This window comes from Alphaproteobacteria bacterium (assembly GCA_033344895.1).
Lineage (GTDB): Bacteria > Pseudomonadota > Alphaproteobacteria > UBA8366 > Aestuariispiraceae > Pacificispira.
The window spans coordinates 3478520-3500471 of sequence record JAWPMN010000001.1 but is presented as its reverse complement, the minus strand read 5'-3'; the positions used below and the strand labels follow the sequence as shown (position 1 = coordinate 3500471).

Annotated in this window: 21 protein-coding genes; 8 read left to right on the top strand and 13 right to left on the bottom strand. The window is 61.3% G+C overall.

The window, feature by feature from the left end; genetic code table 11:
• Positions 1-113: 113 nt before the first annotated feature.
• The 8 genes from R8L07_16845 to R8L07_16810 form a co-directional block, all read right to left on the bottom strand.
• Positions 114-1295, bottom strand: coding sequence for a C45 family peptidase (locus R8L07_16845; GenBank protein ID MDW3207210.1), 1182 nt, complete (start codon positions 1293-1295; stop codon positions 114-116).
• Positions 1214-2629 carry a biotin carboxylase gene (locus tag R8L07_16840; GenBank protein ID MDW3207209.1) on the bottom strand — a complete coding sequence of 472 codons (1416 nt, stop codon included), beginning with the start codon at positions 2627-2629 and terminating at the stop codon, positions 1214-1216. The genes R8L07_16845 and R8L07_16840 overlap by 82 nt, the downstream gene beginning before the upstream one ends.
• 233 nt (positions 2630-2862) lie before the next feature.
• Positions 2863-5664, bottom strand: coding sequence for an aminotransferase class I/II-fold pyridoxal phosphate-dependent enzyme (locus tag R8L07_16835; GenBank protein MDW3207208.1), 2802 nt, complete (start codon positions 5662-5664; stop codon positions 2863-2865).
• Complete coding sequence (locus R8L07_16830; GenBank protein ID MDW3207207.1) at positions 5661-6653, bottom strand: carbon-nitrogen hydrolase family protein; 993 nt, start codon at positions 6651-6653, stop codon at positions 5661-5663. The genes R8L07_16835 and R8L07_16830 overlap by 4 nt, the downstream gene beginning before the upstream one ends.
• Before the next feature lie 89 nt (positions 6654-6742).
• Positions 6743-7498, bottom strand: a complete 756-nt coding sequence (locus R8L07_16825) for a sulfite exporter TauE/SafE family protein (protein ID MDW3207206.1) — start codon at positions 7496-7498, stop codon at positions 6743-6745.
• A 21-nt stretch (positions 7499-7519) separates the two neighbouring features.
• Entirely contained in the window at positions 7520-8494 is a 975-nt protein-coding gene (gene speB / locus R8L07_16820; GenBank protein MDW3207205.1) for an agmatinase, read from the bottom strand.
• Between the two features lie 85 nt (positions 8495-8579).
• Positions 8580-9203, bottom strand: a complete 624-nt coding sequence (locus R8L07_16815; protein ID MDW3207204.1) for a glutathione S-transferase N-terminal domain-containing protein — start codon at positions 9201-9203, stop codon at positions 8580-8582.
• A 78-nt stretch (positions 9204-9281) separates the two neighbouring features.
• On the bottom strand, positions 9282-9626 hold the full coding sequence (locus R8L07_16810; protein ID MDW3207203.1) for a hypothetical protein: 345 nt from the start codon (positions 9624-9626) through the stop codon (positions 9282-9284).
• A gap of 227 nt (positions 9627-9853) precedes the next feature.
• Between R8L07_16810 and phnC the strand changes: the two genes are divergently transcribed.
• From phnC to phnE (R8L07_16790), 4 genes are all read left to right on the top strand, one after another.
• Positions 9854-10699, top strand: a complete 846-nt coding sequence (gene phnC / locus R8L07_16805; protein ID MDW3207202.1) for a phosphonate ABC transporter ATP-binding protein — start codon at positions 9854-9856, stop codon at positions 10697-10699.
• A gap of 91 nt (positions 10700-10790) precedes the next feature.
• On the top strand, positions 10791-11705 hold the full coding sequence (gene phnD, locus R8L07_16800; GenBank protein ID MDW3207201.1) for a phosphonate ABC transporter substrate-binding protein: 915 nt from the start codon (positions 10791-10793) through the stop codon (positions 11703-11705).
• Between the two features lie 85 nt (positions 11706-11790).
• Positions 11791-12648 carry a phosphonate ABC transporter, permease protein PhnE gene (gene phnE / locus R8L07_16795; protein ID MDW3207200.1) on the top strand — a complete coding sequence of 286 codons (858 nt, stop codon included), beginning with the start codon at positions 11791-11793 and terminating at the stop codon, positions 12646-12648.
• A gap of 12 nt (positions 12649-12660) precedes the next feature.
• Positions 12661-14118, top strand: coding sequence for a phosphonate ABC transporter, permease protein PhnE (phnE, locus tag R8L07_16790; GenBank protein MDW3207199.1), 1458 nt, complete (start codon positions 12661-12663; stop codon positions 14116-14118).
• 95 nt (positions 14119-14213) lie between these two features.
• Here phnE (R8L07_16790) and R8L07_16785 read toward each other — a convergent pair whose 3' ends face one another.
• Positions 14214-15248, bottom strand: coding sequence for a hypothetical protein (locus tag R8L07_16785; protein ID MDW3207198.1), 1035 nt, complete (start codon positions 15246-15248; stop codon positions 14214-14216).
• Between the two features lie 185 nt (positions 15249-15433).
• On the opposite strand from R8L07_16785, the gene R8L07_16780 reads away from it, so the two are divergent.
• A complete protein-coding gene (locus tag R8L07_16780) occupies positions 15434-15724 on the top strand; it encodes a hypothetical protein (GenBank protein MDW3207197.1) in 291 nt (96 codons plus the stop codon).
• Between the two features lie 19 nt (positions 15725-15743).
• Here R8L07_16780 and R8L07_16775 read toward each other — a convergent pair whose 3' ends face one another.
• Both R8L07_16775 and R8L07_16770 read right to left on the bottom strand, forming a co-directional pair.
• On the bottom strand, positions 15744-16565 hold the full coding sequence (locus tag R8L07_16775) for a hypothetical protein (protein MDW3207196.1): 822 nt from the start codon (positions 16563-16565) through the stop codon (positions 15744-15746).
• Positions 16566-16568: 3 nt separating this feature from the next.
• Complete coding sequence (locus R8L07_16770; GenBank protein ID MDW3207195.1) at positions 16569-17051, bottom strand: ABA4-like family protein; 483 nt, start codon at positions 17049-17051, stop codon at positions 16569-16571.
• Between the two features lie 83 nt (positions 17052-17134).
• On the opposite strand from R8L07_16770, the gene R8L07_16765 reads away from it, so the two are divergent.
• Positions 17135-17743, top strand: a complete 609-nt coding sequence (locus R8L07_16765) for a TetR/AcrR family transcriptional regulator (protein MDW3207194.1) — start codon at positions 17135-17137, stop codon at positions 17741-17743.
• Between the two features lie 8 nt (positions 17744-17751).
• Here R8L07_16765 and R8L07_16760 read toward each other — a convergent pair whose 3' ends face one another.
• Positions 17752-19191, bottom strand: a complete 1440-nt coding sequence (locus tag R8L07_16760) for a PleD family two-component system response regulator (protein MDW3207193.1) — start codon at positions 19189-19191, stop codon at positions 17752-17754.
• A 34-nt stretch (positions 19192-19225) separates the two neighbouring features.
• On the bottom strand, positions 19226-19591 hold the full coding sequence (locus tag R8L07_16755) for a response regulator (GenBank protein MDW3207192.1): 366 nt from the start codon (positions 19589-19591) through the stop codon (positions 19226-19228).
• A 181-nt stretch (positions 19592-19772) separates the two neighbouring features.
• Between R8L07_16755 and R8L07_16750 the strand changes: the two genes are divergently transcribed.
• Both R8L07_16750 and R8L07_16745 read left to right on the top strand, forming a co-directional pair.
• Positions 19773-20675, top strand: coding sequence for an ROK family protein (locus R8L07_16750; protein MDW3207191.1), 903 nt, complete (start codon positions 19773-19775; stop codon positions 20673-20675).
• Positions 20672-21949 carry a DNA polymerase IV gene (locus R8L07_16745; protein MDW3207190.1) on the top strand — a complete coding sequence of 426 codons (1278 nt, stop codon included), beginning with the start codon at positions 20672-20674 and terminating at the stop codon, positions 21947-21949. The genes R8L07_16750 and R8L07_16745 overlap by 4 nt, the downstream gene beginning before the upstream one ends.
• Positions 21950-21952 lie beyond the last annotated feature (3 nt).

Sequence of the window (21952 nt, the reverse complement as noted above, 5' to 3'; positions counted from 1 at the left end):
TTCCTGCGAAAGCAGGAACCTTCGAAATACCGTATTCCCAAGGGCCGCTTTGCGAAGGCTCCTGCTTTCGCAGGAGCACGGTGACAAGAACTGCACAGAGCCCGATGTCTAGTTCAGCCCCAGTCCATGCCCCGGATTTCGGGGGCGCCGCTGCCGTCGATAGGAACATGCCAGGCGGTTTCACCGACCTCTCCGAACCCGAACCGCTTCACGGTCCCGTCCGGGAAGAGATAATGCGCGGTGCCGGCGACGGGGTCGTAGACAGCAGTATAGATCGTCCCGAAGCCGCTGGCATAGGCATTGGTATAGAGCGGCGGACGCCGGAAGGCCTCGACCAGTTTCGGGAAAGTCAGACTGTCGTCCTCCAGGCGGAAACGCAGAAACTGTTCTCTCTCCAGCGTCGCCGTCGCCCGGGCATGATCGTGCCATTCGATCCGCCCCTGATGGTTGGTGGCGTAAGGCACGGACTTGATGATGGGCCGGCTGCCCGGCGACAGATAGGCGGTGCGGAAACGGCCTGTCCGGTCTACGGCGGTGACATTGTAGGCCATATGCGTCGGGATCTCGGCCAGCATTTCGCCGGCCTCTTCCGCTGTCTCGCAGAATTCCAGAATATTGCGCAATATGACCGGAATCCCGAATCCGTCCCCGACCGTACGGCGGCCGCCAAAGGTCAGGCTGACCGCCAGCCCTTTCTCGTTTATGCCGTCCAGCACGCCCCAGAGACAGTCCGTCATGGCGATGACCCGGGTCCCGTTCCAGGCGCTTTCCATGATGACGCCATCCATCAGCGCCGGGCTGTAATCGTAATTGCGGATCAGCTTCGGCCCGTCGCCAAACCAGACCACCTGACTGCAGCCGGAAATGTAGGCCGGCGGCTTCCACAACGACAGGAAGCGCGAGGGCAGATCCTTGCCGCCCGCCAGATCGCACAGGGCCTCGTAGGTCGGCACAAGGCGCGGCATATGGGCATCCAGCGCCTCCTTGCAGGCCAACCATGTCGGGCGCTGTTCCAGACCGTCGGACATGTACCAGGCACGATAGGCCGGCCAATACTTCTGGAAGAGCGCCTGCCACTTCGGGCCAGGCGCCGCCTCCGAGAAGGATTGGAATGTCAGGTCCATCTGCGTCCCGTCCAATGCCCCATCGGCCGTCGCGCGATAGGGGCCGTCTTCCTCCGGCAGTGGCAGGAAGACGGCACCGAGATCGCGGCTTACAGGATCTTGTACGCCCCAGCCTGCGGAACCGGCTGAAGGCTCCGGCCGATAAACTTCGAGCGCATCCCATCGATCCATTTCTTGGCCCGTTTATTGAGCTTGAAATTGTCCGTCATCAGCCTTCCGCGCGTCACCAGGATGCCGAGATCCGCGCCTTCATAACGGTAATCCCCCGGACCGGAGATCCGCAGGAAGAAGGCTTCGTTCTCGCTGGCCACCGCACGTCGGTGATAGTCGAAGCGGCTGTATTCGATACTGCCGTCCGGGTTCATGTGGTAGATGCCACTCTCAGGGGCTTCGGTGATGATGTCCACCGAATCCTCGGTATGTTTCATGACATATTGGGACCAACTGTCGATATTGTCCGGATCAGCCCAGCGATCATTCAACGCCTGGATGTCCAGCTCGAACGGAACCCCGGAAAACTCGAGCAAATGGAACAGGAAGAGCGGCGCATCGGCATGGGCGAAGGCCGCGTGATTCGTCATGGACGATGCCCCGGTGATACGCGGGTTCAATTCGCCGAGATACATCTCGTTCGTGTCCATATCGATCAGGAAGTCCAGTTCGAAATAGCCGCGATAGCCTTCCTTGCGCAGTTGCTCCCCGAACTTGAACGTATAGTCGCGGGCCTTCTGGCGAATCTCCGGTGTGAAGCTCTCATCGAAGATCTCGTTGCCACACCAGCCGCCCTTGTAAGGCGTCAGCTCCTTGAAGCCGACCAACTCGGTCATCAGGGGGCCGACGATGGTGCCCTGCTTGGTCGTGCAGGCCTCGATCGCGGAGCCGCGGCAGTTGATCCGCTTCATCACCTTGATCTCACCCTGACCGACAATCTCGGCCTCGTGTTTCTTGAAGTCCTTCTCGTTCGAGATGAAGAAGGTCGTGTGTCCGGAATCGCCGAATGCCGATTGCAGCACCAGATCCGGGCCCAGAGCCTTGGAGACCTCGCGCAGGTGATCGTAACTGGTGATCTCGGAAAGAACGTTGGGGACGGACGGTACCCCCGCCTTGTCGCCGATGCGCACGGTTTCGATTTTGTTGTCGACCCTGGTGCGCAGGCTGGCCTTCGGGAACCAGACATCCATCTTGGCCTTCTTGGCCAGCTTCTCCGTTTCCTCGTCGAACATCAGGAAAACCGACTTCGGGTCCTTCCCCATCGACCTGACGAAGTCCAGCACCTCTTTGTGCTGCAGCAGGTAGTTGTTGATGTCCTCAATGGACTGGAACTCTGCATGCGGCGCTTCGGACGGCACGATGACATTGGGATGGCGACCGTCAAAGCAATCTATGTAGTTGATATACTTGAAGTTCCGCACCCACTCATCCATGCCGAGCAGGTTGAAGTTTGTCGCGCTGATGAAGACGATCGGCGTTTCGTTCCGATGGAAGAAGCGCCGGATATCGGACATGCCGCGCAGCACCTTCTGCTTGCCACTTTTCCGGGCCGCCGCCTTTCGAACGGCGGTCTTCTTCGGTGACGCCTTCTTCGCGGTCGCCTTGGCAGCTACCTTCTTGGAAGCAGCCTTCTTTGCGGCTGACTTCCGGGCAGCAGCCTTCTTGGGTTCCTTGGCTGCCTTCTTTGTGGCCTTACGCGATGCAGCTTTCTTCGCCATGGTTTTTACCCCCTGTTCTTCTGTCCTGTTCACTTCTTCGCGGCGGCTTTAAGCGCCTTTTCGGTAAATACGCGCAGTCCCAGTTCCGGGCGGTATCCGTGGATTTCCTTCACGTCCAACGCCCGCATGAATTTCAGGATTTCCTCGCTGACGACCTGGCCCGGCACAAGAATCGGGAAGCCGGGCGGATAAGGGATGATGAAAGTAGAGGACACGACCTCCCGCCCCTTGGCCATTTCCCCATCCAGGGATCCGTCGTCGAGACTGAGATACTCGCAATTCTCGTCGTCATAGGCGAGGAAGTAGGCCGTTCGGATATCGCCCTCCGGCGTATCGGCGCCCTGCCCCTTCTGTGTTCCCTTGGCCCGGAACGCATCGTGGAAACGGCTGAAATCAGGCTGTGGCGGCAGATCCTCAAGCAGGGACGTCACCTGCTTCTCGTGCAGTTTCCGCTCAACCGGTGACGAATCGTCCATCCGTTCGTCCAGATCGGTCGCAATCTTGACCAGCACCTCGATCAGATAGGCGACGGAGGATCGCGTGGTGCCGATATTCGTCATGAACAGAACGGTGTTCCGGGACGTCTTGTTGATCTGGATCCCGTACTTGTCCATCAACTCCTTGTTCTTGAACGTGTCGCCGTCCAGCCCGGTCTTGCCGATCAGCAGCGTGATCCGGGTCGCGTCCAGCGCGAACTCGTCCTTAGCCCAGGCCTCCCAGATGTCGTTCCAGCCCTTGCCGGCCTGATAGTAAGCCTCGATCCCGCTCTCCCGATAAGTGTCCGGGATCATGTCATGCGGCGTCAGAACCCTGAAATATTTGCTGAGCAGCGGATGGGTCGCGACCTTCTCGCGCAGGACCATCGCCATTTCGACCTGTTTCTGAACCAGTTCGAAACCTTCCAGTTCGACCTGGCGGCGGCCGACATCCAGGGACGCCACGATCTGATAGTTCGGCGAGGTCGAGGTATGGGTCATGTAGGCCTCGTGAAAGGCCTCCTCCACCTTCGCCTTGTAGTCCTGATCGTGGATATGGATCATCGACCCCTGACGCAGGCTGGTCAGGGTCTTGTGCGTGGACTGGCAGGCATAGACCCGCACCCGCACCTTGTCCGGATCCGGCATCAGTCGCCGGTCCAGCCAGGTACCGTCCTTCTCAGGATCGGCCTTGTCGAATTCCTTCTTCCAGGCCTCGTATTCGGCGCGGTACTCCCCGGTCTGATAGCGTTCCCGCAGCATGCCGGCATTGTGCATGGCGGTTCGCAGCCGGTATGTCGGACCGAACCGGGCGAAACCAAACCACGCCTCGTCCCACAGGAAGACAAGATCCGGCTTGATCGCCAGACATTCCTCCATCACCCGTTCGACATTGTAGACGATGCCGTCGAAGGTGCAGTTGGTCAGCAGCAGCATCTTGACCCGGTCGAGCTTACCGGCCCGTTTCAGGGTTAGGAGCTGATGCTTGATCTCGCGCAGCGGCACCGCGCCGTACATCGAGAACTCATTCAGCGGATAGCTGTCCAGATAGACGACCTGCGCCCCGGCCAGAACCATGCCGTAATGGTGCGACTTGTGGCAGTCCCGATCCACCAGCACGATGTCGTCCGGCTTCACCAGCGCCTGTACGACGATCTTGTTACAGGTCGATGTACCGTTGGTGGCGAAGAAGGTGTGCCGCGCACCAAAAGCCCGGGCCGCAACTTCCTGTGCCTGCTTGATGGGCCCGTGCGGGTCGAGCAGCGAATCAAGCCCGCCCGACGTAGCCGACGTCTCGGCCAGGAAGATGTTCATGCCGTAGAAATCGCCCATGTCCTTGATCCAGTGGGACTTGGCGATGGACTTGCCGCGGCTGATCGGCATGGCGTGGAACACGCCAGTCGGCTGCTTGGAATACTCCTTCAACGCGGTGAAGAACGGCGTCTTGTAGCGCGCGTTCACCCCCCTGAGGATATTCAGGTGCAGTTCCATGTAGTCTTCCTGATTGTAGAAGACCCTGCGGCAGTTTTCGCAGACCCGACCGGCGATATCCTCCACCGATTGGTCCGTAACCATGTAGATATCCAGCTCCGGGCGCAGCTTCCCGACGGCATAGGCCAGGGAAACACCGTATTCTTCCGGCGGCAGGTCCTCGAAACTCTCGTCGCCCAGCCGGTTCAGATACCGGGTCAACATCGGCAGGCCATGGCGCGACGGATACGGGAAGCCGTACCGAATCACGACGGCCTGGATGTTGTAATTGAACAGGACACCGATCAGCGCGTCTTCGAAACTGCCGACGACCACGCTTTCATAGACGAAGGAATCCTCCGCCCGGCGCTTGTCGCGCAATGACCGTTTCAGCGTGTATTCCTGATGCGGCGACAGATCGTCGACGATCATCACCTCGAAATAGGGTCTGGCCCGCGCCCGCTCGTCCGCGGTATCGGACCGGTCCTCCTCGTCCTCGTCCTCATCCGTCGGCAGGACATGAACGTGACGGCTGCGGTAACTGTCGGACATCAGGGCCCTGGTCGTCCGCGCGACCGTATGCGCCAGGGAGGTGAATTCTCCCTCGTCGAACATCGCTTTCAGACGCTCAAACGTGACCCGCCCCGGAAACGCCCAATAGCTTTCGATGGGCTCCAACCGCGCCAGCAGGTCCTCGACAACCCGATGCAATGGGTCGCCCGGTGCCCGCCTTTCCGCCATGGCAAGCCGCGCGGTGGCGTTCTTCAATTTGCTCCAGCTGTCGTTTCGCAGCTGCGATGCGGAGTAATGGGCCGTTAGATCGCCCTTTTGTCCCCCGCTCCCCTGTTCGCCGCTCGTGGCGGACTTTTTCTTGTTCTGGCTCATGTTGTCCCGGTTCTGTTTACTCCATGAATCAGGTCCACCGTATGCAGACGGGGACCGCCGGCCCCCGCGGCTTCGCCGTAAGCTTCCGGCGGGTTCGTTTCCAAAGTGCCTGGACGGACATCCAGTCCGGCGCGGGACCCGCGCTTCGGCATCTCCAGCGGTCCAAGGCTGTTCAGATAGGCATTGGCCGGATTGTTCCGGTCGTAAATCCCGAATTCGACATCGCGGTCACGGAAACTCTTGAGAGTCTGCCCCAGCCCCTTGAGGCCGGTTTCGCGCTGCCGCCGGACGAGGTCGAGGTCGACTTCGATCGGAATGATCTCCTCCTGGCCGGCCGCCTGGTACAGGACCAGCCCCGATGGATCGACGACGCAGGATCGCCCGCAACCGCCGGCACCCAGTCCGTTGATGTCGAAAATGTAGCACTGGAACATGGCGGCGGATGCCCGCGCGATCGACAGTTCCACATCCCGGTCTACGGTGCCGGTCAGCACCGGGTGCAGCAGGACCTCGACGCCCTGCGCCGTCAGTGTCCGTGTCGTCTCCGGGAACCAGATATCGTAACAGATCGACAGGCCGAACCGCCCGACCTCCGGCACATCGAAGATCAGAAACTCCGTCCCAGCCTCGACGCCATCCTCATACGGGCGGAAGGGAAACATCTTGCGATAACGCCCGACGACTTCCCCTTCCGGATTGATGACAATTGCGGTGTTATAGATTTTGTCGCCGACACGCTCGAAGACGGAACCTGGAATCAGCCAGACCCCATGCGCGCGGGCCATTTCCTGAAACGCCTCTTCCGTCGGGCCGGGCAAATCCTGGGCATGCTGCGGCAGCGGCCCGTAGGGCGCCAGTTCCGAGAACAGGACCATTTGAACCCAGGGAAACCGGGCGACCGTCAGATCAAGGCGTTGGCGGATGGCAGAAACGTTCTCGGTATAAGCGCCGACATGCATCTGAACGCCGGCGATTGCAAAGGGCTGCATACGGGGTGATCTTCCATCCTTCGTTTTCTTGAATAACTAGGACAACACAGGGCAGGTGTTCTGTAAACAAAGCGTTTTTCCGCAGTGCGTTACCCTGCCACCCCGTTTGTCAGCGCGACAAGGATGCCGCCCAGCGCGCCGAGAATGACAAGTCCCAGTACAACCCGCCGAAAGACCTTCTCCGACACATACCCGAAGGCATGTCGCCCCAGCCAGACTCCGCAGAGATAGATCGGCAGCAGGCTTGCGCCGAACCAAAGCACGTCGGCGGTAAACAGTCCGGCAGTCCAGAACATCGGAACCACCAGGGCATCGATGATCGCGAAATAGGCAATGATGTTCGCCCGCAGCATCGGTCCCGGAACCTGGGCAGCCACCCAGCCGAGGATGATCGGCGGACCGGGCAGTGCAGCAGCCCCCTGCAACATGCCGGAAAGCGCGCCCATCGCCAGGCTGCGTCTCCGCGAAGGACGACCACCCAGCGTGAGCCCGGCCAGCAAGGCGACCGCCGTCGCCAGCGCTACGGCATTGGCACTGATCGCGACGACATCCGCCTCGACATAGGTCAGGACCCAGATGCCGATCGGCATACAGACGATCGCCGCAACCGCCAGGGTCAGCACGTCACGCCGATCGATACGGCGCCACGCCTCCGCAACCAGATAGAGGGAGGCCGGAGTATCGAGAATGGCCAGGACCGGCACCATGAAAGCCGGCGTCAGCAACGCGCCGCCGATCGGCATCATGATCAGTCCGATCCCGAATCCCGACAGGCCCCGCGCCACGCCCGCGACAGCGGCCAGTATCGCGACGATCCCCCAGTCGAGTGTCCACAGAATGTCCAAGGGCTCAGCCCTGCCCCGGCGTCATGCGGCTTTGCGCTGCGATACCTTTTCCGCCATCAGACAGAGGATTTCCCACATGATGGTAACGCCCGCCAGTGCCGTGGCACCGGACGGATCGAAAGGCGGCGCGACTTCGACGACGTCTGCCCCGACGATATCCAGGCCACGCAGTCCGCGCACCATGCGCTGAGCCTCATGGGTCGAATAGCCGCCTATTTCCGGCGTGCCGGTCCCCGGAGCATAGACCGGATCCATACCGTCGACATCGAAGGAGACATAGGCCGGACCGCCCCCGACAACCTCACGCGCCAGTTCCGCGACCTTGTCGGGGCCAAGGTCGAAATACTCCTCGATCTCGACGACGCGAATGCCCTGCGCCAATCCCCATTCCTTGTCTTTGGGATGGTAGAGTCCTCCGCGAATGCCGATCTGGATTGTTCTCCTGGGATCCAGAAGGCCTTCCTCGATGGCGCGGCGGAACGGTGTGCCGTGCGTGTACTTTGCTCCGCCGAAGTAGCGGTCCCAGGTGTCGGTATGGGCATCGAAATGCACCATGCCCAGAGGGTTCGCCGTGTCCGCGATGGCGCGCATGATCGGCAGGGAGATCAGATGATCCCCGCCCGCCGTCAGCGGCAGGATGCCCTTCTCATGGATCTTTCGAAAATGCTCCTCGACCCGGCCCAGAGTGTCCTCGAGCTGGATCGGATTGACCGGGCTGTCACCGAGATCGGCGCAATTGGCGAGGTCGAACGGCATGATGCCATGGACGTGATGACAGTTGCGCATCATGGTCGACATGTCGCGCATCTGGCGCGGCCCGTGTCGGGCCCCCGCCCGGTTGGTCGTGCCGCCGTCCCAGGGGACGCCCGTGATTCCGATGTCGACGGCATCCGCCTGTTCCGGCAGCAGATGCGGCAGACGCATGAAGGTCGGAATGCCCGCAAATCGCGGCAGAACGGTTCCCGAAACAGGTTTGAAGTCGATCTCGTCGGACATGCGGTACGCTCCTGGCAAACTGGGCTTGGGGCCGAAGCTTGAACCAGGAGTCGAGGGGCCGCAAGCGGCCCTCGACCATTCCCTGTCAGGGTACTGACATTCCTTTCTTCACGGCCTCACGCTGTCCCAGATCGGTGAACCAGCGCCAGACATTCGGGAGTGTCTTCAATTCAATCTGATGCCATTCCCGACGGGCCACCCACGGGTAGGTCGCAATGTCTGCAATGGAATAGGCGTCGCCCGCGAGGAAGGGTCGCTCCGCCAGACGCCGGTCAAGAACGCCGTAGAGTCGATGGGCCTCATTGCGATAGCGCTGCTCGGCATAGTCCGACTTGCCGGGATTGAAATGCAGGAAGTGATTGGCCTGGCCAAACATCGGGCCGACGCCGCCCATCTGGAACATCAGCCATTCATTGACCCTTGTGCGCTGCCGCAAATCCTTCGGCCAGAGGTCACTGCCGGTCTTCTCTGCCAGATAGGTCAGGATCGCCCCGGTTTCGAACACGGAAATCGGTGCCCCGCCCGGTCCGTCCGGGTCGACGATCGCGGGGATCTTGTTGTTGGGGCTGATCTTCAGGAAGTCGGGCGCGAACTGTTCGTCCTTGCCGATATTGACCGGGTGCACGGAATACGCCAGCGCCAGTTCCTCCAGCAGGATCGAAACCTTGCGGCCGTTCGGCGTTCCCCAAGTGTACAGTTCGATGGTCATCGCACGTCCCGTATCAGCGAATGAAGGTGCGACGAAGCTTAGTGATCGGTGTCGTGATCGCCAACCGGCAAGGAAGGATCAGTGATCGGATTCCTCAAGGAACCGGTCGCCAAGTCCCGTGTCATAGGCCTGACCTTCCGGGGTCAGCGCAATCGCGTGCATGTTCGCACTGCGCACCAGCCCCTTGCGCGCCAGGGCCGCCCAGACCGAAGGATTGGAGAACCCGCTGGCGTCCCGCGCCGAAACCACGAACGGGCCGACATGCACATGGTCGCCATGAGCATGGGGAATCTTTGCCAAACGCACGTCACCGGTCCCCGGATCGGCAATGCCTCCGTCGGGCTGGCGCGCGATAACCTGGGCAAGAACGAGTGTCCGGGCCTGCAGCTTGTTCAGCTTAAGGGGATTGGGTCTCTGCATCATGGTTTTCCCTTACAGAACTCCGCTGACGGCGGCAACCGCCCAATAGACCTTCGATCAACCCTTTCACAAATCTGACACCGCATCTGCACGCGGCTGCAACGCAGGCGGGGTAATCAGGGTCGGCGCAGGCGGCGGTCCGCTGCTGCGCGGGGGAAGCCACCTTAACGGACTACAAGGTCGACCTTACCGGATCGGCTGAATTTCGCATATCCGGTGACGAGGGAAAGATGCTCGAAATCAAGTCACTTACAAAACAGTTCGGCAGCTTGTGCGCCGTGGACTCGGTCAGCCTGTCAATCGAGGAAGGCGCCATGGTCGGGATCATCGGGCGCTCCGGTGCGGGGAAGTCGACCGTCCTGCGCCTGATCAACCGGCTGGCGACGCCGAGCCAGGGCAGGATCCTGTTTCGCGGCAATGAGGTGAGCAACCTGTCGGGCGGGGCCCTGCGCGACTGGCAGGCGAGCTGCGCCATGATCTTCCAGCAATTCAATCTGGTGCCGCGCCTGGATGTGCTGACGAATGTAATGCTGGGTCGCCTCAACCATGTCGGCACCCTGCGCAGCGTCTTCAAGCTGTTCAGCGAGACGGAACGACTGGAGGCGCTGCTGGCCCTTCAGCGGCTGGGTATCGAGCAGACTGCCCTGCAGCAGGCCGGGACGCTGTCCGGCGGCCAACAGCAGCGCGTCGCCATCGCCCGTGCCCTGGTCCAAAAACCCAAACTGATCCTGGCCGACGAGCCGATCGCGTCGCTGGATCCACTCAACGCCAAGCTGGTCATGGATGCGCTGAAGCGCATCAACAAGGAGGACGGCATTACCGTCGTCTGCAATCTACACACCCTGGATACCGCACGGACCTATTGCGAGCGCATCGTCGGAATGAGCCAGGGCAAGGTCGTGTTCGATGGTGGGCCGGACGCGCTGACAACCGATCAGGCTCGCGAAATCTATGGCGCCGGCGAAGAATTCAACGAGGCCGCGACCTCTACCTCAATCAATTCCGAAGCGGACAAGAAATCCCCTGCTGCCGATGACGACGAGCCGGTGGTGGCGGGGAATGTCGTCAATCTCTGAGCATGTGCCGGAGATCAGACGGGCTCGTACACGCGGGGCGGCGGGGGGTCCTCCGCCCATTCGATCAAACGATTTTCTGGAAGGGTAGAACATGAAACTCACCAAGATCGCGGCTGCCGTTACGACCGCCGCTGTTATGAGCTTCGCCGGCAGTGTCGGCGCGGAGGAGATTTCCGAACTGCGTATCGGCATCCTGGGCGGCGAAAACGCCAATGACCGCCTGAAGGCCTATTCGTGCCTGGAGGAAAAGGTGGAAGACCTGCTGGGTGTCGAAGCCTCGGTCTTTGCGCCGGCCGACTATTCCGGCGTCATTGAGGGCCTGCTCGGCGGCAATCTTGATCTCGCCTGGCTGGGCGCCTCGGGCTACGCGGCGGTCTATCTGTCCAATCCCGATGCGGTCGAACCGATCCTCGTCAAGGTCAACACCGACGGTTCCTACGGCTATTATTCGATCGGCTTTGCCCGGGTCGACAGCGGAATCTCGAACCTGGACGACATGAAGAGCAAGGTCTTCGCCTTCGGCGACCCGAACTCGACGTCCGGCTATCTGATCCCGTCGATTGAAATCCCGCAGAAGGGCTATTCGATGAAGCCGGGTGAGTATTTCGGTGACGTGAAATTCGCCGGCGGTCACGAGCAGACCATCGTCGGGGTCTTCAACGGTGATTACGATGCCGGTGTCACCTGGGCCGATGGTCTGGGCGCCTGGGAAGAAGGCTTCAATTCCGGCGCGCTGCGCAAGGCGACCGATGCCGGTCTGGTCGATATGACCGAGATCCGTGAAATCTGGCGCTCGGACGTCATTCCGGAGGGCCCGTTCGTCGTCCGCAAGGACCTGCCGGAGGACGTGAAGGTCAAGCTGACCGGCCTTCTGGCGAGCCTGCCGTCGATGGACTCGGATTGCGCCTACGGTGTGCTGGCCGGCGACGCGCTGGGCCTGGCCCCGATCACGCACAAGGCCTATGTGTCGGTCATCGAAGCCCGCAAGGCGAAGATCGACAACTAAGCGTTCTGACATTGCGCGGCGTCGCCGGATTTCCGGCGGCGCCGCCGCTTCTTCCAGCACCGATCCAATTTGCGGATAATGGACAATGAGCGATCACGCCCTCAGCATCGGGGAGCTTCAATCCCATTTCTCGGAGATGGAGCGCAGGCGACGCCTTTATACGGCATTGTTCCTCGGCGCCTCTTTCATTGTCTTCTTTGGCGGCTTCTATATCGCCGATGATCTGAACTCAGGCGGTTTCTGGCAGGGTCTGGCCAAGTTCTTCGACTACCCCTACGAGATCGTCATGGATTCGCTGGAGGCGGATCGCTGGGCCGGCCTGCTGGTCGACCATTTCCCGGCGCTGATCGAAACGGTCAACATGGCCGGCGTCGCAACTCTGGTCGGCGCCGTCCTGGCAATGGTCCTGGCGTTCTGTTCGTCGCGGAACCTCGGCATCTTTGGTCCGCTGGTCCCCGTCGCGCGGCGCGCAATGGACATTTCCCGCGCCTTCCCCGAACTGATCCTGGCCCTGTTCCTGATCTACCTACTGGGTGCTTCGCCCATCCCGGCGATGATCGCAGTGACGTTTCACACCGCCGGTGCGCTCGGGAAACTGTTCTCGGAAGTGAACGAGAACATCGACAACAAGCCGCTCGAAGGTCTGCAGGCGACCGGCGCGACCTGGCTGCAACGTATGCGCTTCGGCGTCCTGCCGCAGGTCCTGCCCAATTACTGCAGCTACGCGCTGCTGCGGTTCGAGATCAACATCCGCGCGTCGGCCATTCTCGGTTTCGTCGGCGCAGGCGGTATCGGTCAGGAGTTCAAGACCGCAATATCCTGGGGCGCCGGCGCTGACATTTCCGCCCTGTTCACCCTGCTGTTCGTCACCATCGTGGTGATCGACCAGATATCCAGCCGCATTCGCCAGCACCTGGTCGGCGGCACATTCCAGATGGCTTGAGGGACGCAGATCATGTCGATCAGCACCGCCGATACCAACCGCCTGTCCGCCGGCTTTACCACTGTTCTCAAGTCGCATAGGCGCGCATCGCTGGCACCGCTGGGCCTTATTGCCCTGGCCCTGATCTATTTGATCTATGCGTGGTTTTCCTTCGACATGGGCAAGGTTTTCGGCTCCGCCGATGCCGACCGCAGCCTGATCCTGTCGCGCGACAGCTTTCATTACAAATATCAGATCGAACACTCGCAACGCCGCGACGCGCTCTCGATTACCGTCGAAGGCAACCGCGACACCGAATCTGCGAAAGGCGAGGACTGGGAAGGCCCGGCCTGGATCAGCCGTCAGGGCAATGTCACCCGTGTGGATCTGGGCGACGGCCATGTTGCGCTGTTCGGCAAGGGGTTTCTGGACTACACGGCGCCGGATGGTGCGGTTTACGAAGTCCGCACGACGGATGAAGGTGTCACCGTAAACGGCTACCGGTCCATCCTGGTCGATGATCGATACTACCGTTTCCTGCCGGTCGGTGCCGACCCGGCCGCCGGCCTCCTGACATTGGCGGAGCTCGAGGATCTGGGCATCGTTCCCCAAGGCGCGTCCTTCGCCACGACCAAATTCGAATACGCCCCGGATTTCTATAAGCGCATCCGCGCGACCCGGTCCCAGATCCTCGCTGAAAGGTACTTCTTCGGCTGGGAGTTCTTCTGGTTCGGCCCGAAGTCGCCGCTGGCCGGCAAGGGCCTTGGCGAAGTGTGGGACATTGCGATGTCCGACGAGCGGATCACGCCGGAGCTGGCGAACCACGAATACATCTTCCTGCAATTCTGGCGGAATCCTGACTGGCAGCATAACGAGATGTTCATCGCGCTGCTGGAAACGCTTCTTATGGCACTTCTGGGAACCTTCGTGGCGGCCGGTGTCGGACTTCCGCTCGGTTTCCTGGCCGCGGCCAATTTCAATCCCTTCTTCGCAGGCCGCATGGCGCTGCGTCGGCTGTTCGATTTCCTGCGCGGCATCGACCAGATCATCTGGTCGCTGATCTTCATCCGGGCCTTCGGTCTGGGCCCGCTGACGGGATCGATGGCAATCGCCTTCACCGATACCGGGACATTGGGCAAACTGTTTTCCGAGGCGATCGAGAATATCGACAACAAGCAGGTCGAAGGCGTGCGCTCCACCGGTGCCACCGCATCACAGCGCTATCGCTTCGGGGTAATCCCTCAGATCCTGCCCGTCTTCGTGTCGCAGACGCTCTACTATTTGGAATCGAACATCCGTTCTGCGACCGTCATCGGTGCCCTGGGGGCCGGTGGAATCGGGCTGAAGCTGGTTCAGGCCATGCAGACTCACAAGGATTGGGAAAACGTGATGTACCTCATCACGATGACCCTGATCGTGGTCATCACCATGGATATCGCATCCGGTTGGCTGCGCCGCAAACTGACCGGAGCGGAGGCCAGCCGGAACTGAGCCGGCTGAGTCAGACGAAGTTGTCGATCAGCATCCGCCAGTGCGCGGTTCTCGATGCTGTAGCGCGGAGGCCAGCCGGAACTGAGCCGGCTGAGTCAGACGAAGTTGTCGATCAGCATCCGCCAGTGCGCGGTTCTCGATGCTGTAGCCCGGCCTTGGACAATGGCAACCGCCATCTCGAACGGCATGCAGGCGCGGATGTCCTGCAGCATCTCAGCGCGGGAATGGTTATCGATATTCAGCTCCGCCAGGGTGTCGGTATAGACTGAAAGAACCTTTTCCAGCGATAGCCGCCCGGACGTGTCATCCAGCAGCAGCCGCGCGATATCGCCGGCCCAGAGGTCGATACGCCAGTCATCCCAGTCCGTCAGGATCACCGGCACGCTGCTTGTCTTGCGCGGCAGCCACAAGGCCCCTAGCGACGGGCTGCCGTGAACGCGTGTCAGTGGGCTTCCGGCCGACAGGCGTGCCTGCTTGGACGTCGCAGCCGCGTCCAGCGTGGCCTCCATCCAATTCAGGACATCGGCCCGGATATGCGACATTCGGGCAACCGCTGCCGCGGCACGGGCAACGATCCGTCGATCACGCTGCATCAGGGCCTCAAGGCCGAAGGGTGCGGTACCGGCCTTTTGACGTAGATCCCGGGACGGCCACCACACGCCATGGACGCGTGCTACCGAAGCAATCAAGGCCGTGCGCGCGGCGTCGATGTCGCCCGCAGAGTCCCATGCCCGAAAATGGGTGGCGCGCAGATCGGGCGTTACGGTGCAGGCCCGCGCCGCCGCCCGATCCCGGAACACCACCGTCTCGCCCTGGACCGGCAGATCGACCCTGGGCAGCGATTCGAAGAAGGCTGCCTCGCCGGGCCATTCCGGTGCCGTCGCGTGCGCCCCTCCATGAAACCGCACGACAATACCCTGCCCCGCTTCGGTTCCGGACGGGCCTGCGGCCGGGCGGTGCGTCAGATAGAATGTCTTCGCATCCGGTCTTGATCCGCCACGAAGCAGGTCCTCCCGCCCACGGATCATTCCCGCGCCCATCAGCGTATCGGCAAGCCATGCCAGATCAGAATGCTGGGAAACGCCGGAATCGGTGTCACCGGGCATACCGGGGGGGTCATCGTTCAGCACCGGGCGTCTCCCTGGGAACGGATCAAATCAGTATTTCCCCCAATGGGATAAATTGATGCGCGAGGCCGATTCTGCAATACTTGATGTGCGGTGTCGGCGTATCGCCTGAACCAAGGACCGAAGCAGAGCACTCTGAAAGGCGCGGCACCCGGTCCGAACCGAAGACCCGAAAGGTCGAATTTCCCATGAAGCTGAATGCCACCCAGCTGGCTGCTGTGAAACAGCAGACCGGAGCCGATCCTATTGAAGACGGCAGCGATGCCTATGGCCAACTTTCCGAGGCTTTCGGCGATCACACCTTCTATGTCAGCGAGGTCGGACTCCTGGTTCCGGAATCCGTTGAAGCGGAAGGTACGGATCCGGTGGAACTGATCCTGATCGCGGAATGGACTGACGAGAAGCGTGAGGCGATGGAGCGCATTCCGCCCAAACAGACGGGGTACGTTCTGGACGCCGGCGCAACGCCCGGGGCCTGATCGCCCGACTTGCCGGTCCTCAGCCAAGGAACGGCTGCCCGGCGAGAGCCTGGAAAAAGGTCGCAACGGTAATCGTCACGCCCGCTGCGGCGGTCAGACAGACCGTCGTAACCGGGCGCGACGACCATCGGTCGGCTGCCAGGCCGACAAGCGGCAGCACCTGCATCAAGTGCGTGGCAAAGAAATGGGGCACCCGAAGATCCCCGCCGTCGCGTGCCCAACCAAAAATCGGAAGGCCCGCCGTATCCGAAGGTGCGCCACCGACCCAATGGCCGCCGGCATTGCTCATATAGCCAGCCACGACAAAGGTCGCCACGCTGCCGAGGATCAGCCCCCAAGACGCGCCCCAGCGTAACCCTGGCCCGAGGCCGACCCTCGGACAGCGCCAGATCAGGACACCGATCAGGGCCGCTGTTACGACCAGCGTGACGGCGCCCGCGCCCATTACACCGTAGAGCACCTGTTCGAGCATGGTTGAATCGTTGAAATGCGAATGGCGACCCCGGCCGGCCTGAAGGGTGATGTAAACCACCTCGAATATGGCCGACACCACGCATGCCCGGACGGCCGCCCTTACCCATCCCCTGTCTTGCCGTTCCACGGCGACTAGTCGCAGCAGCAGGGCCAGCGTTCCGAGATGCAGGGCAACCGAAAGCTGGAATTTCAGCGGCTTCATCCAGAGATTTATGCCGTTGAGCAGCCGTTCCTCCCCCGCCAGCGCCGCCAGGGTCAGAGGCACAAGGACGAGGATCGCCACACCGGATTGCCAGAGTAGGCTTTCAGCGGGTCGAGCCCCCGTCCGACCGGCGGACCTTTCAGCCTCACAGGTCGCATCCGTCATCGATCAGGCTTCCGCCAGGGATTTGGGGCGCCGGAACTGCTTCATGCCCTGCTCCAGGATCAGGTAGACCAGCAGACCAAGCGGCCCCAACATGAAGGTCGCAAACAGAATCGGCACCTGCAGGACACGGTGTAGCCCGACACTGTCCGCGCGCCGCGCGATCCAGGCCCCGATGAACAGGTCGAACGCCAGGTAGTGAATCCAGCCTGCCAGCAGGAGTGGCGGCGATTCGAACAACGTCGCCACGGCGGCGAGCGTGTCGACCCCCCCTTCCGACCGACCGAAATAGAGGAGGACGAGAACGCTGTATCCGACACTCAGCACCGCCGGCAGCAGAAGGGCGGGGACCGCATTCAGCAGCGGCCAGCGCCGGGGCGCGAGCGCCAGTATGAGCCAGCCCAAGGCTGCCAGACTGCCACCGATCGAGAACCATGTTTCCCAATCCAACCCGAACAAGCCGACTGCCTCGTTCATGCCCTCAGTCATCGTGCCCTCTCCTTCCGGAATCGGTGATTGATCCACACTCAAATCTTGACACCGTCAGGATATATAGAGCTTGTTTCTTGACGGTGTCAAGTTACAATCCGGCCATGGCTGGAAAACGCGACTATCATCACGGAAATTTGAAAGAAGCACTGATCGAAGCCGGGATCGAAATCCTGGATGAGGTCGGCTGGGACGCCCTGAGCCTGAGGGCCTGTGCGGCACGTGCGGGCGTTTCCCATGCCGCCCCCGCCCACCATTTCGGGAACGTCAAGGGGCTGCGGACCGCGCTGGCCGCGGTCGCCTTTTCCCGATTTCACACGACCCTTGCCGAGTTCCGTGACACGGCCGAGCCGGATCCGAAGCTACGCCTTCAGGCCGCCGGGGCGGGATATGTCACCTTTGCCCTGCGCCATCCCGGACTTTTCAAGCTGATGTTCGGCGGGGCCGACCTGGATTACGACAACGCGGACTATCGCGAAGCCAGCGGCCGCGCCTTCGAACAGCTCGGCGAGATCGTCGCGCCGTTCCTGCCCGACGGTTCAGACCCGTGCGACGATTACCAGCTCCGCGTGACTATCTGGTCCGCGGTTCACGGCTATACCCATCTGCTGCTGGCAGGAAAACTCAGGGACATGGGGGTTTCCGACGATGGCCTCAGCCACCTGCCGGACCTGACGAAGCTGGTGCGGTAACGGGATCGCTACTCGGCGGCGTCCGAGGAAGCCGCCGGCAAGGGGCCGCCGCCGATACGCTCGAACGACTCACCCAGATTGCCGATGCAACAGTTCCGGCCGCCGCGCTTGGCCTCATAGAGTGCCTGGTCGGCCTTGTGAATGACGCTGTCGACCGTATCCGTGTCGAAATCGAACATCGCCACCCCGACCGAAATCGACACGCCCAGCCCCCCTTCCGGCCCGTCGCGGGTCTGCATGGGGGTCGCGCACACACTCTTGCGGAGACGCTCTGCGACAACGCCGGCAACCTGATAGTCGGCATCCGGCATCACGACGACAAACTCTTCGCCTCCGAACCGCGCGATTGTATCGATGGAGCGGACATTCTGGCCAATCCGCCGACTAAGTTCGATCAGGACCTCATCCCCGGCCGCATGTCCGTAGGTGTCGTTGACCTGTTTGAAATAGTCGATGTCGAACATCATGATCGCCAGCGGCTTGCCACTGGCCCGGACCCGGTCAACAAGCCCCCCGAGATGCGCGGTCAGATACCGGCGGTTATAGAGACCGGTCAGACTGTCGGTCAGGGCCATGGCCAGACTGCGTTCGTAATTGTCGCGCAGTCGTTCCTGATAGCGCTGCCGGCGGATCTGGGTTCTCACCCGGGCCAACAATTCCTGTTTTTCGATCGGCTTGATCAGATAATCGTTGATACCGATGTCCAGCGCCTTGGCCAATCGCTCCGTATCGTCCTCCTCGACCGTAAGCAGCAACGGTGTATGGCGATTGGCATCGCTTGCCCGCACGTGGCTGCAATAGCGCAGGGCATCGCCCGATTTCAGGCGCAGACTCACGACGACCAGTTCGTAGCTGCCCATGCGAAGACGTTCGTTCGCCTCCTCCACCGTTGCGGCGATATCCGTGGAGGCATTATCCCGTGCGAGCGCGTCCACGACTTTCTGGGCGTCGATCCGATTGTCTTCGACCACAAGCACCCGGGCATTCGTGGCATCGACCTTATGGATCGGTTTCTCGTCGCGCATGACGCCCAACTGGCCGGATGTCTGTTCACGCATCCGCCATTCGTCCATCAGCATTTTCAGGCGCACAAGCGACCGCACCCGCGCGAATAGCGCGCCATCATTGACGGGCTTGGTCAGGAAATCGTCGGCACCAGCCTCCAGCCCTCTCACGCGATCGGCGGAATCGGAAAGCGCCGTCACCATGACGACGGGGATATGCATGGTCGTCGGATCCTGCTTCAGACGCTCGCAGACCTCGAACCCGTCCATGCCGGGCATCATCACGTCCAGCAGGATGATATCCGGCTGGTCATGCTTCGCCATCTCCAGGGCCGTCTGCCCTTCGCGCGCGGTAATGACCTCGAAATACTCACTGGTCAGCTTCGCCTCCAACAATTTGACGTTGGGACGAAGATCGTCGACCACAAGTACGCGAGCGGTCATACGCTGCTAGTCCTTTCAGAGATCCAGGTCGGTCCTACGACAGGAACTTTTCCACCGTGGACAGGAAATTCGCCACCGAGATCGGCTTGGCGATATACGCCTCGCAGCCGCCTTCGAGGATCTTTTCCTCATCACCCTTCATCGCAAATGCCGTGACGGCGATCACCGGAATGTGCCGAAGATCGTCGTCTTCCTTGATCCACTTGGTCACTTCCAGGCCTGAAACTTCGGGCAATTGGATGTCCATCAGAATCAGATCCGGCTTGTCGCTGCGTGCGATTTTCAGGGCCTCCATACCGTCCCGCGTTTGCAGAATTTCGTAGCCCTTCGAATCCAGCAAATCGTGAAACAGCTTCATGTTGAGTTCGTTATCCTCAACGATCAAAACCGTCTTCGCCATTTGGCCCCCTCTGCCGGTACCTACATACTAATCTGCAGCACCCTATGTGCTGCGAATCCCACGATTGCGCGACTCTGCCTTTCATGACAAATCGGCAAAGACGCGACGCCTGCTTCGTTCTATATCATAATGACAGGGGTGGCGACGGTTTTCGAGCCCCAAGATGGTTGAGGAGAACAGGGTGCGCATCGGGATCGATCTGGGCGGCACGAAGATTTCCGGCGTCCTGATGAACGACGCCGGTGAGGTCGAGACCCACCTTAGACGCGAAAGCCCGCGCGGCGACTACGGCGCGACCCTTAACGCGATACGGGAATTGTCGAACGACTTGGCCGGGCCGGACCGCCGCGATCTGCCCATCGGCATCGGCATTCCCGGCACAGTCTCCGGCACGACAGGTCTTGTGAAGAACGCCAATTCCACCTGGCTGATCGGAAAGCCACTGGACCAGGATATCGAAAGCCTGACCGGTCGGCCGGTTCGGGTTGCCAATGATGCCGACTGCTTCACCCTGTCCGAAGCCGTCGACGGCGCCGGGCAAGGCTTCAGCACGATTTTCGGCGTAATTTTGGGCACCGGGGTGGGCGGCGGCCTAGCGGTGAATGGAAAACTGATTCGTGGCCCGAACGGAATTGCCGGCGAATGGGGCCACAATCCGCTGCCCTGGAGAAACCCGGCGACGGACCCGATGCATGGCTGCTATTGCGGCAAGGACGGCTGCATCGAGACATTCCTCAGCGGGCCGGGCCTCAGCGCGCATCACAGGAGCGACACCGGCGAGGACCTGACCGCCGAATCGATTGCAGCCGGTGAGAAACCCAGCCGCGTCGCCTCCCTCGCCCGTTATTCAGACCGCCTGGCGCGGGCCCTGGCGCATGTGATCAATGTTTTCGACCCGGAGGCCATCGTTCTGGGCGGCGGTCTTTCGCAAATCAAGGGACTGTACGACAGTGTCCCCGCCCGCTGGTCGCGATACGTCTTTTCCGACAGCGTCGAAACGAAGCTGCTGCGAAACCGGCATGGCACAGACAGCGGCGTGCGCGGGGCGGCCTGGCTTTGGCCGGGCATGACAGACCGAAAATGACCGCCCGCACCCAGTTGTGCCGCGACTGTCTGAAATCCGGCCGGTTCGAGGTGGACGATGTCCTGCCGACACGGTGCCCGCATTGCCGCTCGACCCGCGTCATAGACCATCCAGAGCTGGATCGACTGTCGATCGCGCATATCGACTGCGATGCCTTCTATGCCTCGGTGGAGAAGCGCGACGACCCCAGTCTGGCGGACAAGCCGGTAATTGTCGGCGGCGCGACGCGTGGTGTCGTCTCTGCCGCCTGCTATGTCGCGCGCATTTATGGCGTCCGGTCGGCCATGCCGATGTTCAAGGCGCTGAAAGCCTGCCCGAATGCCGTCGTCATCAAACCGAATATGGAGAAATACGCCGCGGCGGGCCGCGAGGTACGGGCCCTGATGCTGGAAGCCACCCCCCTGGTCGAACCGCTGTCCATTGACGAGGCGTTCCTGGACCTGTCCGGGACCGAGCGGCTACACGGGCGCAGCCCCGCCGCGACCCTGGCCTGGCTGGTGAAGCGAATCGAGACCGAGGTCGGCGTCACCGCTTCCATCGGCCTGAGCTATAACAAGTCGCTGGCGAAGATTGCCTCCGATCTCGACAAGCCCCGAGGATTTGCCGTGATCGGTCGTGACGAAGCCGTTTCCTTTCTGGCGCAAAAGCCCGTCGGCCTGATCTGGGGTGTCGGCAAGGCACTTCGAACCAAGCTGGAAGCGGATGGCATCGCGACAATCGGCGACCTGCACAAATTCGAGAAGATCGACCTCATGGCCCGCTATGGCGCCATGGGAAAACGCCTGTATCATTTCGCACGGGGCGAGGACGACCGATCCGTCTCGCCGGAGGGTGAAACCAAATCCATCTCCTCCGAAACCACTTTCAACACCGACATTGCGGATCCCGAAGCCCTGAAGGCCGAACTATGGCCGCTCTGCGAGAAGGTGTCCCGGCGATTGAAGGCAAAGGAATTCGCCGGAAGAACCGTGACACTGAAACTGAAGACCAAGGAATTCCGTACGGTGACCCGATCCCGCACCCTGCCGGATCCGACACAATTGGCCGAAACCCTCTATCGCACCGCGGCTCCGATACTGGAGAAGGAGGCCAATGGTCGGGCCTTCCGTCTGATCGGGATCGGAGCGTCGGAACTGACCGACCCTACCCAGGCGGACCCGCTCGATCTCGCCGATCCGGACGCCGGCAAGCGCGCCAAGGTCGAACGAGCCATCGACGCCGTCCGCGCCAAGATGGGTAAGGATATCCTGAAGAAGGGCCGCGGCTGGCATTGAGGC

Excerpts from the sequence above, each read along its gene's own strand:
- R8L07_16760 (MDW3207193.1), bottom strand. The coding sequence starts at position 19,191 with ATGACCGCTCGCGTACTTGTGGTCGACGATCTTCGTCCCAACGTCAAA.
- R8L07_16755 (MDW3207192.1), bottom strand. The coding sequence starts at position 19,591 with ATGGCGAAGACGGTTTTGATCGTTGAGGATAACGAACTCAACATGAAG.
- phnE (MDW3207199.1), top strand. The coding sequence starts at position 12,661 with ATGTCGATCAGCACCGCCGATACCAACCGCCTGTCCGCCGGCTTTACC.
- phnC (MDW3207202.1), top strand. The coding sequence starts at position 9,854 with ATGCTCGAAATCAAGTCACTTACAAAACAGTTCGGCAGCTTGTGCGCC.
- R8L07_16780 (MDW3207197.1), top strand. The coding sequence starts at position 15,434 with ATGAAGCTGAATGCCACCCAGCTGGCTGCTGTGAAACAGCAGACCGGA.
- R8L07_16775 (MDW3207196.1), bottom strand. The coding sequence starts at position 16,565 with ATGACGGATGCGACCTGTGAGGCTGAAAGGTCCGCCGGTCGGACGGGG.
- R8L07_16815 (MDW3207204.1), bottom strand. The coding sequence starts at position 9,203 with ATGACCATCGAACTGTACACTTGGGGAACGCCGAACGGCCGCAAGGTT.
- phnD (MDW3207201.1), top strand. The coding sequence starts at position 10,791 with ATGAAACTCACCAAGATCGCGGCTGCCGTTACGACCGCCGCTGTTATG.
- R8L07_16830 (MDW3207207.1), bottom strand. The coding sequence starts at position 6,653 with ATGCAGCCCTTTGCAATCGCCGGCGTTCAGATGCATGTCGGCGCTTAT.
- phnE (MDW3207200.1), top strand. The coding sequence starts at position 11,791 with ATGAGCGATCACGCCCTCAGCATCGGGGAGCTTCAATCCCATTTCTCG.
- speB (MDW3207205.1), bottom strand. The coding sequence starts at position 8,494 with ATGTCCGACGAGATCGACTTCAAACCTGTTTCGGGAACCGTTCTGCCG.
- R8L07_16835 (MDW3207208.1), bottom strand. The coding sequence starts at position 5,664 with ATGAGCCAGAACAAGAAAAAGTCCGCCACGAGCGGCGAACAGGGGAGC.
- R8L07_16810 (MDW3207203.1), bottom strand. The coding sequence starts at position 9,626 with ATGATGCAGAGACCCAATCCCCTTAAGCTGAACAAGCTGCAGGCCCGG.
- R8L07_16845 (MDW3207210.1), bottom strand. The coding sequence starts at position 1,295 with ATGGATCGATGGGATGCGCTCGAAGTTTATCGGCCGGAGCCTTCAGCC.
- R8L07_16840 (MDW3207209.1), bottom strand. The coding sequence starts at position 2,629 with ATGTCCGATATCCGGCGCTTCTTCCATCGGAACGAAACGCCGATCGTC.
- R8L07_16770 (MDW3207195.1), bottom strand. The coding sequence starts at position 17,051 with ATGACTGAGGGCATGAACGAGGCAGTCGGCTTGTTCGGGTTGGATTGG.
- R8L07_16745 (MDW3207190.1), top strand. The coding sequence starts at position 20,672 with ATGACCGCCCGCACCCAGTTGTGCCGCGACTGTCTGAAATCCGGCCGG.